Here is a 13,972-nt window from a genome sequence, read left to right on the forward strand (position 1 = left end):
TTGTGTAATGGTTTATTTATAAGTTTAATAATAAAATCAGTTTTGTTTTTAAACGAAATTTAAGTAAGACGTTTACAGTGATAATGTCTGTTAGATCAACTTCAAAAACTAATAATAAGCTTTCTAAAGTAACGTTCTGGTTTAAAACCAATATAATGAAATTATATAAATTACTATTATTATTCAATTTTTGTCTTTTAATGAGTTGCTCTAGAGATGATAGATTAATAGATGAAAACACTATTAATTTTCATAAAAGTGAAAAAGATAAACTCAAAGAAATAGGGTCAAAATCTTATAATGATGAAGAATATACATCTTTAAATAATTCAAAATGGATGTCCCAGCTTTTTGATTCAGTAAAAATTGAAGAAATTTCTATACCAGGAACTCATAATACATGTGCACTGTATGGTGGAAGCATTGCAGAGTGTCAATCAATGAATATTCAAGAACAATTAAAATCAGGAATTAGATTTATGGATATAAGATGTAGGTTAATTGATCAAGTATTTACAATTCATCATGGAGTTATATATCAAAAAATAAATTTTGGCGAAGTAATTATTAGTTTAAAAAAGTTTTTAAAAGAAAATCCTAGTGAAACAGTTTTTATTCGGGTAAAAAAGGAATATTCAGATGATGTGAAAGATAATGATTTTATTGAAGTTTTTGAGAAATATCTTGATAAGCATGGAAGACATAATTTTTATGTGCCAAAATCAAGTGAAGAACACAATATACCAGAAAGTTTAGGAAGTGTTAGAGGGAAAATAGTAATTATAGAGAATGTTTCGGGTTTACCTGGAATTAAATGGAATAGTTTGAAAATACAAGATGATTATAAAGTCGAAACGCTTTTTAATATTGATGAAAAATATAAAAAAATTACGAACCATCTTGAAGCTTCAACTAAAGATAAAGATAACATTTATTTAAATTTTACCAGTGGGAATTCGTCGTATGGGTTAGCACTTCCATATTTTATTGCAGGGCATATTAATGAGGATCTACTTGACTATTTAAAAGTTAACTCTAGAATTAAAACAGGTATCGTTGCTATGGATTACCCAGGAGATGATCTTATACAAGCTATTATAAATACGAACAATTTTATTAAGTAAATTTTTTACATAAAAAACGGTTAAATAAAGTTAATATTTATTTAACCGTTTTATATTTATTTATGTTTTATGGAACATAAAAGCTATCAGAGTAAAATTTTATTCTGATAGCCATAAACAAATTAAAAATTTAATAGAAATTATTATTATAATCTTATCTATTTTCAAATATACTTTTTAGGTTTAGTATAAAATTCAATGTAGTACTTCTGAAGTAATTAAAATGAATTTAAGTTATCGTTTTATTAAGAGAAAACTTGTTTTCTAATTAATATTTATGTTATTAAAATCAATCTAAACGTTAATTTTTTGTAAAATTTATTTTTTATTTATGATCTTTTTGTAAAAGATAAAATAAAAAATAATGAATTTTAAATTAAAGCTGACCGCTCTCGCGGTTGGGATAACGCTTCTTATAAGCTGTTCAAAAGATGACAGTTTAGAAGAACAAAATACTACTAATTTAACAATAGCTAGTAAGCAGAGATCAAATAATTTAGGATCAGAACACTATAATTCAGGGGAACTAACTAATTTGAATAACTCGAAATGGATGTCTGCTTTACCAGATTCAAAAAAAATAGGTGATATTTCTATTCCAGGTACACATGAAACTTTTGCACTTTATGGTCGTTTATGAGCGGATCTTTATGTGCAATGTCAGTCAATGAGTATTGAAGAGCAATTAAAAGCAGGTATCAGATTTATTGATGCTAGATGTCGATTCTTAAAAGAAGGTACATTTTCTATTCATCATGGAGCATTTTTTCAAAAAAAATTTTTGGAGAAGTGATTATGGCTTTAAAAAAGTTTCTTAAAAATAATCCAGATGAAACTATATTTATGAGGGTCAAACAAGAATATTCAACAGAATCGGATGAGAATTTTATAAAAGTTTTTAATGATTATTACAGAAGATTTGGAGGAGATGATTACTTTTTTGATCCAGAAGATCCAAATTCGTGCAATTTACCTGAAGATTTAGGAGAGGTAAGAGGAAAGATTGTTATTATTGAAAACGTCTCTGGTTTACGGGGAGTAAAGTGGAACTGTTTACGAATACAAGATGATTATAAACTAAATCTTTTTAGTTCTACTCACTCAAAGTATAAAAAAGTTGAAAAACATCTTGAAGCATCAAATAAGGATAAAGAAAATATTTATTTAAATTTTTCTAGTGCAACAGGTTGGTTATTTCCTTATGTTATAGCAGATGATGTAAATGAGTATTTACTAGACTATTTAAAAGCTAATCCAACAATTAAAACAGGGATTGTTGCCATGGATTACCTAGGAGATGATCTTATACAGGCTATTATTAATACAAATTTTTAATAATTAAGCCACATACATAAAAAAGACACAATTAATGTTGTGTCTTTTTATGTAAATGAAACTATTTTACATATTCTGGTTTGAGGGAAATATAAGGATCTCTAATAGTTCCTAGTTTTATTATGAATTTTTGATTTTCAAGCTGTCTATTAATTTCTTTAGTTAACGTGTTTTGTAGCTTTAAACTTTTTAAATTTTGATGAAATTTTGTGAGTGTTTTATGGTTTGGAGTTGTTTTAGCAGTATCTAAATTGCAAAATAATTTAAAAGACATCTTATCGTTTATTTGATGTTCTATTTCATTCTCATTTAATCTATACCATACTTGAAGTAAGCAGATTTTAAAAAGTAAAAGTGTGTTATAACTTCTATTTTCATGATAAAACTCATCGTTTTTAAAATATTTTTGTAATGCTAATTTTATTGGATTCCAATTTATAAGTTGATCAATTTGATTCAGGAATGTTTTTTGATGCTCATTTTTTTTTGAGGTAATTTTAGAGTTATTAATTTTTAATTCATTTGCTAAATAATTGTATCTGTTGATAAAGGAACCGTGTAAAGGAACTGTATTGTATCCATCGTTATATGTGTTACTCATCTTTATAATTTCATGTATATTTAATTGGTTTTTAAACTTGTAAGAGTGTTTTATTTCCGTAGTTAAATAAGTTATTTACTAATTAATCGTTATTAATATGTTTAATTTTTCATCAGCAAATTGATGATTTTTAGTAAATAGATCATACGGTAAACCGTAACTTATATGTAGTTTACTAGTTGTTTTTAATTTTAAATAGAGGTACGATAAAGATTTACCACAGGAGGATAATATGTAAAATAGCTGGTTTATTATTATAGTTCAAAAAATATATTTTGAATGAAATTAGTATAACGCTATTTAAATTTCAGATAAAAAGAACTGAAGTAAGTAATAAAATATTTGGATTACTTTTTTGTTTTAAAATTATCGATAAGCTATTGAAAGAAGGCTACAAAATTATTAAAGTTTTTAATTTTTACAAATTACATGATATATTTAAGAGGAACAAAACTACTTTTTAGATTTTATTTATTAGTTTGGTATTTGTTGAAGCTCTCTCCATTTATATTGGTATATTTTGCATCAATATTAAAGGTAACTTCCATATTTTTAATGTCAAAAGGTCCCTTTACTTTAGCATACTTCAGGTTTAAATCTTCTTTGAACTTAACATTATTAAATGACACACCTCTGTTAAATTTTGTGTATTTAAAAGATGCTGTTTCGTCGAAAACTGAATCTTCAAAGCTTATATATTCTTCAAAGTTTGCGTATTTAAAGGTTGTAGGTTCGTCAAAATAAGTGCCTTTAAAATTTGATTTATCCTTAAATTTAGCATATTTAAAAGTAGTATCGTTATAGAATTTAGATAAAGAACACTCAACTTTTTTATCAAATTCAGAGTATTTAAACAACGCTTTTTTTCGAAAAAAACAGTTTTTGAATGTAACTCTATTTTCAAAGTTAGCAACAAAGGTGTATCCGCTTTCTTCATGAGGAATGTACGCGAGTACATCATCTATAAAAGTGCAGTTTATAAAATAAATTTCATTTTTTATTTCTTTAGTAACTGTATTGGAACCGCTACTATTCCACCAACGATTGCGTTTTGATAGTTTTGGAAGGGTTTCGTTCATGAAGGTGAAATCTAAAACTCCTTTAATCGTTGTATTGGAGTACCTAATATCGCCTCCATTTTTAATAGCTAACATAATGTCTGAAGCATTGGTTATGCTTTGAGCATTTATAGTTCTTGCTGTAAGTGTAAGTAATATTATTAGAAATATATCTTTCATTATTGAAGTTTATGTTTATGTAATAAAGACACCATTGTTTTAAAAATGTTACGTCTAAAATTTAATTTATGAAATAAAAATATTAATTAAAGTATTGATTTTACCAAAAATATATGGAAATACCGAACTGATTATTTATTTAAATAAAAAAAAGACTACCAATTTTGGTAGTCTTTTTATATAAATGCTTTTGAATATTCTTAATTTACAGTATCATTTAGACCAGCACCTGGCTTAAATTTTACTACATTTTTCGCAGCAATTTGAATTTTTTTACCTGTTTGAGGGTTTCTTCCTTCTCTAGCAGCTCTTTTAGATACAGACCATGTTCCCCATCCAACTAAAGCTACTTTCCCACCACTTTTCAAAGTGCTAGATACGTTCTTAGTGAATGAATCTAATGCAGTTTTTGCATCGGCTTTTGAAATTCCAGCATCAGCAGCCATAGCCTCGATTAAATCTGTTTTGTTCATAATTTTAATAGATTTTAAAAATTAATTAATATTTCTCGCTAATAAGCTTAACAAAAATAGACGGAATGGACGATTGTACAACATTTGTGTGAGAAAAAATAGAGATTTGTTAATAAAAATCAAATAATTGTTAATAACCACTGTGCTTTAACTAGGAATAACTATAAAACCTTATAAATAAAGGGCTAGAGAGCTAATGCATCTTCATAAAAATGATAACCATTTAAAAGACTTTTCGCATCCATTAATTTTTTGCCAGGAAGCTTTAATTTAAGGACAACTAGAAATCCATCTTTTGTTGCAATTTTTAATCCGTTTTTAGAAGTGTAAATTTTGCCAATTTCTAAATTATGCACAGAATATTCTTTCGCAACATCATATATTTTTGTGTTCATCTCGGTATTATTATTTTTTATTGTGGTCCATGCTGCAGGATATGGATTTAAACCGCGTATATGATTAAATATTTCATTAAGTGACTTTGACCAATCAATTTTGCAGTTTTCAGGAAAAAGTTTATGAGCAGGCTTTTCTTCCCTTTTAGGTTGTTTTGTGGTAGTAACATTGCCTTTTGAAATTAAATCAACAGTTTCTTTCACAAGCTCTGCTCCCAAAAACATGAGTTTGTCATGAAGCTGTCCGCCCGTTTCGTTATCTTCAATATTCGTTTCTTTTTGAAGAATAATTTCTCCAGTGTCTATTTTGTCGTCTATAAAAAATGTTGTTACACCAGACTTAGACTCTCCATTTATAATAGCCCAATTTATTGGGGCTGCTCCACGATATTCTGGAAGTAAAGAAGCATGTAAATTAAAAGTGCCATATTGGGGCTTTGACCAAACTGAACGTGGTAACATTCTAAAAGCAACAACAATTTGTAGATTTGCATTCAAAGCCTCTAGCTCTTTTTGAAAATTTAAATCTTTTAAATTCTTAGGTTGAAGTAGTGGCAAGTTTTGAGATAAAGCGTATTTTTTTACCGCAGACACACTAAGTTTTCGACCTCTGCCAGCAGGTTTATCTGCGGCGGTTATGACCCCAACTATGTTGTAATCATTTTCAATTAAATGTTTTAAAACAGTAGAAGCAAATTCAGGTGTTCCCATAAAAACGATACGTAGGTCTCTCATATTGATTTTGTATTTTTAAATTCGATTAAAGTGCAAATATTTAACAAAGGTAAAATAATAGCAAAATTATTTTAAGAAATACTTATTGTATCGAGTAACTCCAATAATGTCGTTTGCAATTAATTTTCTTAATTGAATTAATATTTCTTCTTCATCGTTATTTAATAGCCTGCAAATTTCATGAGAGAATAATTCTTCTCTTGAATTAGAAAGAAGTTCTAAAATATTTTTACTTAAATCAGCTTTTTTTGTTTTCTGGTTTCTTAAACAAATATCACATATTCCGCATTCCTCTCCTTTTTCATTAAAATAGTTGAGTAGTACCATAGCTCTACAAATGCTTTTATTTTGAGTAAAACTTAGCATATACTGTGCTTTTTTAATTTTTTGATTAAAAAAAGAGTTGATATTTTTTGAAATTCGGTTTATACTTAGATCATCTTCTCTTGGTTGAAGAAAATAAAGATCTAAACCTTTATCAGTCTTATGATAGCTCAGTATACCTTCTTTCATTAATTTTTCCAATAGTTCAATAACAGTAAAAGAGGTTACATTCAGTTTTTTTGCAATATAAAATTCATCAATTTGAATTTGCTGTTCAAAGACACCTCCATAGAGACGTAAAATTATTTTAATAAGGGAACCATAAATTTTACTTTTTCCAATTTTAATTAGTTGCTTACTAGAAATTAAAAATTGAAGTGTTGATTTTTTTTGAATTGATTTGTTTAATTCAATTATACCGTTTGAATTAAGTAATTGAAGAATTACTGTTGTTTTTTTTATTGAAAAATGATATTTTTCACAAAACTCTGTTAAATTAAAATTAAAGCAAGATGAAGTAAGTTCACCCTTGGCAATTTGAAAGTGTTGATATAATTTACTATGAACAGCTTTAATTTCATTAATAGTTGGGATTTTATTTATATGTCGTTCTTTAAACGAGATGAAATCATTTTCATTCACTAGAGTTACTGAGTATGCTTTTTTTAAATCTCTACCTGCTCTTCCTGCTTCTTGAGTATAATTTTCAATCGAGGAAGGCAAATCTAGATGAATAACTGCTCTCACATTAGATTTGTCTATTCCCATACCAAATGCGTTTGTGGCGACCATGATAGGTTTTTTTTCCGAAAACCAATCACGAAAAGAAATTTGTTTTTGTATTGAAGTTAGACCGCCATTATAGAAGGTAGTCTTAAAGCCTATAGCATTGAGGTAATTACTAATGTCTTTGGTTTTCTTTCTAGTGGAAACATAGATGATTGTCGGAGCATTTATCTTTCGTATAATTCTTTCTAAACGACCTAATTTATCATTAACTTTTAGAATTTGATAGGCAAGATTTTTTCTTAAGGAAGATTTTTTAAAAATTTTTGGATTTTTTAAACCCAAACTTATAGCAATGTCGGCAAGTACTTTTTTTGTCGCTGTTGCTGTTAAGGCAATTATTGGAGTATTAGGTAATAAAGGTCTTAAGGTTTTTATATTGAGATAAGAAGGACGAAAATCGTGTCCCCATTCCGAAATGCAATGCGCTTCATCTATGGCTATGAAATTAACATTTAACTGTTTTATTTTATTTTGAATGAATTTCGATTGCAAGCGCTCGGGAGATAGGTAAAGAAACTTATAGTTTCCGAAACGTATGTTATCAAATAAAGTGATAATATCATCTTGTTTCAGCCCAGCAGGTATTGTTGTTGCTTTAATGTTTTTTTCAGTTAAGCCATTAATTTGATCCTGCATAAGAGCAACAAGCGGAGATATAACAATACATATACCCTCTTTTTGAAAAGCTGGTAGCTGAAAACATAATGATTTCCCTCCTCCTGTAGGCAACAAAACAATTGTATCATTATTACTTAAAATAGATGAAATAATTTCATTTTGTAGAGGTCTAAAGTATTCATATCCCCAATATTTTTTTAATAAATGGAGGACTTCCTCTGACATATTAATCGTTTATTGATTTTATTATAAAATCACAACGATCTTTTACTGAGCCAAAGGGAACATCTATTATTGAATATCCCAGTTCTTCATATGTTTTTCGTAAAAATTTATCTAACTCTATGGCTTGTTCAAATGATTCATAACGCTCATTGTCTTGAATATAAATTTCTTTCCATGGTCTTAGCATAAATACTTTATCATATTTATATTCATTACATTTTTTGATGTAGGTGTCAGGATAGTCTGTTTTTAAGTAGTCCATATAAGCATGAACATCAGGCATTCCTCTATCAAAAAATACCAATTTTTCACTTGATAAATCAGCATCTATGAACTGTTTTTCTCTTCCCTTTAGTAATAGCTCACTAAATAGTAATGGTTTCTCCAAAAAAAGTTGATCTATTCCTTCTTTTTGAGCTTCCAGAGTAACTTCTCTTGATATTTCAGGCATACATTCATAACCCCTACTAATAAACTCTTTTAAAACCGTAGATTTACCTGTGCCAGGACCTCCAATAAGAACTATTTTTTGTTGCATTTTGCAAAAATATAAGATTCAATTTATAAATTTAATAAATAGTGTAATTTTGTCCTGACAAGATATAAAAAAATACTGACGAAAATTAATTATGGCGGATAGAGAAGAATTTTATAAAAAGTTAAAAGCTCAATTGGACGATACAACAGAGTTTCCCTCAAATTATTTGTATAAGTTTATTGTTCCAACAACTCAAAATCAGTTAGCAGAAGTACAAGACTTATTTAATGATGGAGGAGCGGTAATAAGCACTAAGAAATCAAGAACAGGTAAATACATAAGTGTTTCAGTTCAAATAAAATTGAACACTTCTGATGAGGTAATTCAGTATTATAAAAAAGCTGAAAATATTGAAGGTATAATATCACTTTAGGTTCTCAAAAAATATAAAATATGTGCTATTTTATAAATCTCGAAATTAGTATATTACGATCAGGTTAAATTAGTAATTCTAGCAATTCATTTTAATATAAAGAAATAAACCAAACTAAATAAGCGTAAAGATTTATGAAACATACTATTTTAGTAATTTTTTTAATATTACAAGTAATTACAACTAATATTAGCTCTCAAACAAAAAGTAGAGAATTATTTAGAATTGATGATACTTCTGTTTCTGTGTCAGAATTTAAAAGAGTTTACGAGAAAAATCTGGGGTTAGTAGTAGATGATGATTCAAAAAAGATAGATAATTATTTAGATTTATACATTAATTACAAGCTTAAAGTAAAGGAAGCGTATGATTTAAATTTAGACACGTTAAAATCATATCGAATAGAATTAGAAAATTATAAAAATCAATTAATAGCACCCTATTTACAAGATAATAGTACTATAAAGAGATTGGTTGAAGAAGCTTATTTTAGAACAGTTAATGAGATAAAAGTCAGTCATTTACTAATTAAAGTTTCAGAAAAAGGAATTCCAGAAGATACTATTAAGGCTTATAATAAGGCATTAAATGCCAGAAATAGAGTTCTTAAAGGTGAAACTTTTGAAGAGGTTGCTTTAGATGTTTCTGAAGATCCATCAGTAAAAGTAAACAAAGGAAATTTAGGTTATTTTACAGCTTTTAAAATGGTATATAACTTTGAGAAAAATGCTTACAATACTAAAGTAGGGGAGGTTTCACAACCTTTTAGAACTAAATTTGGATATCATATAGTTAAAGTTGACAATTTACGGAAGTCAAGAGGAGAGTTTGAAGTAGCACATATTTTAATCAGAGATCAATCTTCTTTTGGAAAGGTAAGAATTGATTCTATATATCAAAAATTAAAGAAAGGATTACAATTCCATAATCTGGCCAAACAATATTCAGAAGATACAGGAACGAAAAACATAGGAGGTAAATTACCGAGGTTTGGCTCCGGAGTAATGGTTGAGGAGTTTGAAAATGAAGTATACAATATTAAAAAAATAAATGGCATTAGCAGTCCTTTTAAAACCCGTTTTGGTTGGCATATTGTGAAATTATTAAAAAAAATTCCAGTACCTGATTTTGAGAGTATCAAAAAGAAAATTGAACTAAGGGTTAAAAGGGGAGAAAGATCAAAGTTGTCTGGAGAGGTGATGATGAAAAAATTGAAAAATAAATACCACGTTCAAATTAATGATACTTTTTATAATGATTTAAAAGTTTCTTCAATTCCAGATGTATTATCATTTGAAAAGAATAAAACGATTTTAACAATTAATAAAAGTAAAGTAAAACTAGATAAATTTCAAGATTTTCTGAAATTACGAAATGGCCATAATCTGAAATTATTATTTCAACGATTTATTGATGAAGAATTAATAGAGTATTTTAAAAAAGATTTGATTAATATTGAACCAGAAGTTAGAAATACATATTCTGAGTATAAAGAAGGACTGTTATTGTTTGAGTTAATGCAAAAGAAAATATGGGAGAAATCATCAAAGGACAGTATAGGTTTGAAAAAATTTTATTTTTCCAAATTAGCTACATATAAGAGTCAGAGTTTAGAAGAAATAAAAGGTAAAGTAATTAGTGACTATCAAAAAACTTTAGAAGAGAAATGGATTAGCGAACTTCGAAAAAAAAGTAAAATAATAATAAGAGATAAAGAACTTAAAAAACTAAAAAAAACATATAATCAGTCATAATTGTGAAAAGAATTTTCTTATTATCTTACATACTTCTGTTCTTTGTGTCGTGTGATCTATTTACATTGAAAAAGCAAAATATAAATGAAGAGCGACCAATTGCTACTGTGTATAACAAACATTTATATAGAAAGGATGTAGTTGACTTATTGTCAAAAAAAATGACTAAGGAAGATAGTATTATTATTGTAAAGGGATTAATAAACACTTGGGCTAAAAAACAACTTTTTTTAATTAAAGCCGAAGAAAATATTTCAGAGATCAATAGTCTTGAAATAGAAAAGCTCGTAAGGGATTATAAGTCAAGTCTCTATATTAATCATTATAAAGAAAGACTCATAAAGCAGAAATTAGATACCGTTGTTTCAGAGCCCCAAGTTTTAGCTTTTTATAAAAAAAATAAAACAAATTTTCGTTTAAATAAAGAACTTGTTCAATTTGAATACGTTTATTTAGGAAAAGATCACTTTGAAAAAAAAGAAATCATAAACAGTTTTAAGTCATCAAAAAAAGAAAATAAAGAGAATCTAGAGAAGTATCTTTTGAGTTTAAAGTCATACAGACTTCAAGATTCATCTTGGGTAGATCTCGAATTTCTAAGAAGAGAAATTCCTGTATTTGCTACAGAATCAAAAGAGAATCTGTTAAAAATATCAAAATTCATACAAAAAGAAGATAGTTTAGGAGTATATTTGGTGTCGATAAATAATTTTTTGAAAAAAAACAGTATTGCGCCTTTAGATAATGTTAAACATAGGATTAAGCAAATTGTTTTACATAAGAGAAAACGAGAATTAATTAGAGAGATTGAAAAAACACTGATAAATGATGCTATTCAAAACAAAAATTTTAAAGAATATTAGTATACTACATATAATCCTATTTAGTATAGCAATTAACGCTCAAAAAAATAAGATTGATGGAGTAGCCGTTGTTGTTGGTAAGAATGTTGTACTTAATTCAGATATTGAAAAATTCAAGAAAGAAGTCGAATTAAGAAGCGAGGGAAAAATTAACTTTTCTGATTGTGAAATGTTAGAAGAGTTGATGAAACAAAAACTGCTTGCGCATCACGCAATTATTGATAGTCTTTCAGTATCTCAAGGAGAAATTGATAAAGGTGTCCAGAGAAGTATTGCCTTTTTTACAAAAGAATATGGGTCTGAGCAAAAAGTTGTAGAAGCTTATGGTTTTAATGATATTGAAGACTTAAGGAAAGAATTGGAGAAAGTTAAAAAAGAAAGCGAGCTCATACGTCTTGAGGAACAAAAGATTACTGAAAATATTGATGTCACTCCAGAAGAAGTAAGAGTATTTTTTAATGGTTTGAAAGAGAAAGGAGAACTTCCTGAAATACCTGCAGCTGTAGAGCTAGCTCAATTAGTTTTAAATGCTGAACCAACATCAGAGGAGGAACAAAGAGTAGTAAAAGAGTTGACTGAAATTAGAGAAGAGATAATAAATGGTTCTAGTTTTAGTATGAAGGCTATAATTAATTCAGATGATCCAAGTGTTGCACAAAACAAAGGTAATTTAGGGCTTATAGATAAAGAGACACCATTTATTAAGGAGTTTAAAGAGGCTGCCTTTTCTTTAGATGAAGGGCAAATATCGGAGCCAATAAAAACTCAATTTGGTTACCACATTATAAAACTTCATAAAATAAGGGGTAAATCAAGAGAAGTTTCACATATATTGTTACAACCTAAAATTTCAAGTGAAAAGTTAAACAAAACGAAAAAAGACATAGAAAAAATTGTTTCGGATGTGAAGAAAGGTATTTTAACCTTTGAAGAAGCTGCAACTAAATTTTCTGAAGATGAAAGTACAAAATTCAGTGGGGGAAAGTTAATAAATGAGTATACAGGTGAACCTCAATTTGAATTAACCAACATGGCACCTGATTTATTTGGAAGGATTAGTGAATTAAATGAAGGAGAAATGACAGATGTTTTTTATGATGAAACGCGTTCTGGTGAAAAAATGTATAAGGTTATTTTAGTACGTCAAAAAACAAAAACTCACAAAGCAGATATTGTCGAAGATTATGTTAGAATGCAACAATTCGCTTTAGAAAAAAAGAAAGAAGAAGCGGTGGATAAATGGTTAAAAGAAAAAATTTTTGAAACCTATATTAAATTAAATAGCGACCATAAAGAATGTAATTTCAAGAGAAACTGGAAAAAGAAAGAAAGCAAATAACGGTCAGCTAGGTTATAAGCTATCTTGAAATAAAGAGTTTGTTAGTTTTATTTTTTTATATAATTTTAAAATACTTTTAAGAATATGTCAGAAGTCACAGCTGTAAACAACTTAGTAAAAAAATATAAAAAATTACAACAAGAAATAGGAAAAGTAATAATCGGCCAAAGAGAAGCTGTTGATTTTACACTACTTTCTATATTTTGTGGAGGGCATTCTCTTTTAATAGGAGTTCCTGGGTTGGCAAAGACGTTGTTAGTAAATACAATTTCTGAAGCTTTAGGCTTAAACTTCAAAAGAATTCAATTTACCCCAGATCTTATGCCTTCTGATATTCTTGGAAGTGAAATATTAGATGAAACACGTCAATTTAAGTTTATAAAAGGGCCCATTTTTTCCAATATAATTCTAGCAGACGAAATAAATCGTACACCCCCTAAAACACAAGCTGCATTGTTAGAAGCGATGCAAGAAAGGTCAGTTACAGTGGCAGGACACCATTATAAATTAGATTTACCTTTTTTTGTTTTAGCTACTCAAAATCCTATAGAGCAAGAAGGAACATATCCACTTCCAGAAGCTCAATTAGATAGGTTTATGTTTTCAATTAATCTTGAATACCCAACTTTTGAAGAAGAGGTTGAGGTAGTTAAAAATACAACCTCTGCTGTAAAGCAAAATTTAAATAGCTTTTTTTCAGCTAACGAAATTATTGAGATTCAGGATTTGATTCGAAAAATTCCTGTTACAGACAATGTGATAGAGTACGCTGTAGGTCTTGTAGGTAAAACAAGACCAAAATCTGAACTAGCTACAGATTCTATTAAAAAATATATTGATTGGGGAGCTGGTCCAAGAGCTTCTCAAAATCTTATTTTAGCGGCTAAAGCACATGCTGCGGTAAACGGAAAATATTCTCCAGATATAGAAGACGTGAAGGCAGTAGCTATACCTATATTGTCTCACAGAATAGTAAAAAACTACAAAGCAGAAGCTGAAGGAATTACAATTAGTGAAATTATTAGATCACTATTTTAGTCTTTATTTCTAAAACAAAGTTTAGCTATTTTAGTTTATCCAAAGAAGAGCACAAAAGCCATATAATTCTGAATTGAAAGATGTCAATCAATTTATTGATAATAATTTTATATAAATGTAAATTATCTTATTTATCAAATTAACATTATGTTTTTTACCCACCTTATGAGTAAATGCTAAGTCTCTTATTGTTTGACCGTTTTAAGGTGA

The 13,972-nt window shown here is 28.0% G+C and carries 13 protein-coding genes and 1 pseudogene; 8 read left to right on the top strand and 6 right to left on the bottom strand.

The annotated features are described in order from the left end of the window. The first annotated feature begins 155 nt into the window (after positions 1-155). From AC2GW8_RS15000 to AC2GW8_RS15010, 3 genes and pseudogenes are all read left to right on the top strand, one after another. Complete coding sequence (locus tag AC2GW8_RS15000; RefSeq protein WP_440880692.1) at positions 156-1,124, top strand: phosphatidylinositol-specific phospholipase C; 969 nt, start codon at positions 156-158, stop codon at positions 1,122-1,124. A gap of 364 nt (positions 1,125-1,488) precedes the next feature. After that, on the top strand, positions 1,489-1,764 hold the full coding sequence (locus AC2GW8_RS15005; protein WP_440880693.1) for a hypothetical protein: 276 nt from the start codon (positions 1,489-1,491) through the stop codon (positions 1,762-1,764). Positions 1,765-1,791: 27 nt separating this feature from the next. Further along, a pseudogene (locus AC2GW8_RS15010) lies at positions 1,792-2,459 on the top strand (phosphatidylinositol-specific phospholipase C domain-containing protein). A gap of 61 nt (positions 2,460-2,520) precedes the next feature. On the opposite strand, the gene AC2GW8_RS15015 reads toward AC2GW8_RS15010, so the two are convergent. The 6 genes from AC2GW8_RS15015 to AC2GW8_RS15040 form a co-directional block, all read right to left on the bottom strand. Next, a complete protein-coding gene (locus AC2GW8_RS15015) occupies positions 2,521-3,060 on the bottom strand; it encodes a transposase (protein WP_440880694.1) in 540 nt (179 codons plus the stop codon). 467 nt (positions 3,061-3,527) lie between these two features. Further along, positions 3,528-4,298, bottom strand: coding sequence for a pentapeptide repeat-containing protein (locus tag AC2GW8_RS15020; protein WP_440880695.1), 771 nt, complete (start codon positions 4,296-4,298; stop codon positions 3,528-3,530). Between the two features lie 200 nt (positions 4,299-4,498). Further along, positions 4,499-4,771 (bottom strand): HU family DNA-binding protein, encoded by a 273-nt coding sequence (locus AC2GW8_RS15025; protein WP_440880696.1) that lies wholly within the window; start codon positions 4,769-4,771, stop codon positions 4,499-4,501. 185 nt (positions 4,772-4,956) lie between these two features. Next, the gene (gene fmt, locus AC2GW8_RS15030; protein WP_440880697.1) at positions 4,957-5,901 is read right to left on the bottom strand and encodes a methionyl-tRNA formyltransferase; all 945 of its coding nucleotides are present in this window, start codon (positions 5,899-5,901) and stop codon (positions 4,957-4,959) included. Positions 5,902-5,967: 66 nt separating this feature from the next. Further along, on the bottom strand, positions 5,968-7,857 hold the full coding sequence (locus AC2GW8_RS15035; protein WP_440880698.1) for a RecQ family ATP-dependent DNA helicase: 1,890 nt from the start codon (positions 7,855-7,857) through the stop codon (positions 5,968-5,970). A gap of 1 nt (position 7,858) precedes the next feature. Beyond that, positions 7,859-8,395, bottom strand: coding sequence for an AAA family ATPase (locus AC2GW8_RS15040; protein WP_440880699.1), 537 nt, complete (start codon positions 8,393-8,395; stop codon positions 7,859-7,861). 91 nt (positions 8,396-8,486) lie between these two features. On the opposite strand from AC2GW8_RS15040, the gene AC2GW8_RS15045 reads away from it, so the two are divergent. The 5 genes from AC2GW8_RS15045 to AC2GW8_RS15065 all read left to right on the top strand — a co-directional run bounded on the left by AC2GW8_RS15045 (position 8,487) and on the right by AC2GW8_RS15065 (position 13,762). After that, positions 8,487-8,768, top strand: coding sequence for a DUF493 family protein (locus AC2GW8_RS15045; RefSeq protein ID WP_440880700.1), 282 nt, complete (start codon positions 8,487-8,489; stop codon positions 8,766-8,768). 134 nt (positions 8,769-8,902) lie between these two features. Beyond that, complete coding sequence (locus AC2GW8_RS15050; RefSeq protein ID WP_440880701.1) at positions 8,903-10,522, top strand: peptidylprolyl isomerase; 1,620 nt, start codon at positions 8,903-8,905, stop codon at positions 10,520-10,522. 65 nt (positions 10,523-10,587) lie between these two features. Further along, positions 10,588-11,385 (top strand): hypothetical protein, encoded by a 798-nt coding sequence (locus AC2GW8_RS15055; protein ID WP_440880702.1) that lies wholly within the window; start codon positions 10,588-10,590, stop codon positions 11,383-11,385. Beyond that, positions 11,348-12,724, top strand: a complete 1,377-nt coding sequence (locus AC2GW8_RS15060) for a peptidylprolyl isomerase (protein ID WP_440880703.1) — start codon at positions 11,348-11,350, stop codon at positions 12,722-12,724. Before AC2GW8_RS15055 ends, AC2GW8_RS15060 begins: the two co-directional genes overlap by 38 nt. A gap of 84 nt (positions 12,725-12,808) precedes the next feature. Next, entirely contained in the window at positions 12,809-13,762 is a 954-nt protein-coding gene (locus tag AC2GW8_RS15065) for an AAA family ATPase (RefSeq protein WP_440880704.1), read from the top strand. Positions 13,763-13,972: the final 210 nt, after the last annotated feature.

The sequence above is a fragment of the Tenacibaculum profundi genome, from assembly GCF_057162725.1.

Excerpts from the sequence above, each read along its gene's own strand:
- AC2GW8_RS15025 (WP_440880696.1), bottom strand. The coding sequence starts at position 4,771 with ATGAACAAAACAGATTTAATCGAGGCTATGGCTGCTGATGCTGGAATT.
- AC2GW8_RS15015 (WP_440880694.1), bottom strand. The coding sequence starts at position 3,060 with ATGAGTAACACATATAACGATGGATACAATACAGTTCCTTTACACGGT.
- AC2GW8_RS15050 (WP_440880701.1), top strand. The coding sequence starts at position 8,903 with ATGAAACATACTATTTTAGTAATTTTTTTAATATTACAAGTAATTACA.
- AC2GW8_RS15060 (WP_440880703.1), top strand. The coding sequence starts at position 11,348 with ATGATGCTATTCAAAACAAAAATTTTAAAGAATATTAGTATACTACAT.
- AC2GW8_RS15000 (WP_440880692.1), top strand. The coding sequence starts at position 156 with ATGAAATTATATAAATTACTATTATTATTCAATTTTTGTCTTTTAATG.
- AC2GW8_RS15045 (WP_440880700.1), top strand. The coding sequence starts at position 8,487 with ATGGCGGATAGAGAAGAATTTTATAAAAAGTTAAAAGCTCAATTGGAC.
- AC2GW8_RS15065 (WP_440880704.1), top strand. The coding sequence starts at position 12,809 with ATGTCAGAAGTCACAGCTGTAAACAACTTAGTAAAAAAATATAAAAAA.
- AC2GW8_RS15040 (WP_440880699.1), bottom strand. The coding sequence starts at position 8,395 with ATGCAACAAAAAATAGTTCTTATTGGAGGTCCTGGCACAGGTAAATCT.
- AC2GW8_RS15035 (WP_440880698.1), bottom strand. The coding sequence starts at position 7,857 with ATGTCAGAGGAAGTCCTCCATTTATTAAAAAAATATTGGGGATATGAA.
- AC2GW8_RS15005 (WP_440880693.1), top strand. The coding sequence starts at position 1,489 with ATGAATTTTAAATTAAAGCTGACCGCTCTCGCGGTTGGGATAACGCTT.
- fmt (WP_440880697.1), bottom strand. The coding sequence starts at position 5,901 with ATGAGAGACCTACGTATCGTTTTTATGGGAACACCTGAATTTGCTTCT.
- AC2GW8_RS15020 (WP_440880695.1), bottom strand. The coding sequence starts at position 4,298 with ATGAAAGATATATTTCTAATAATATTACTTACACTTACAGCAAGAACT.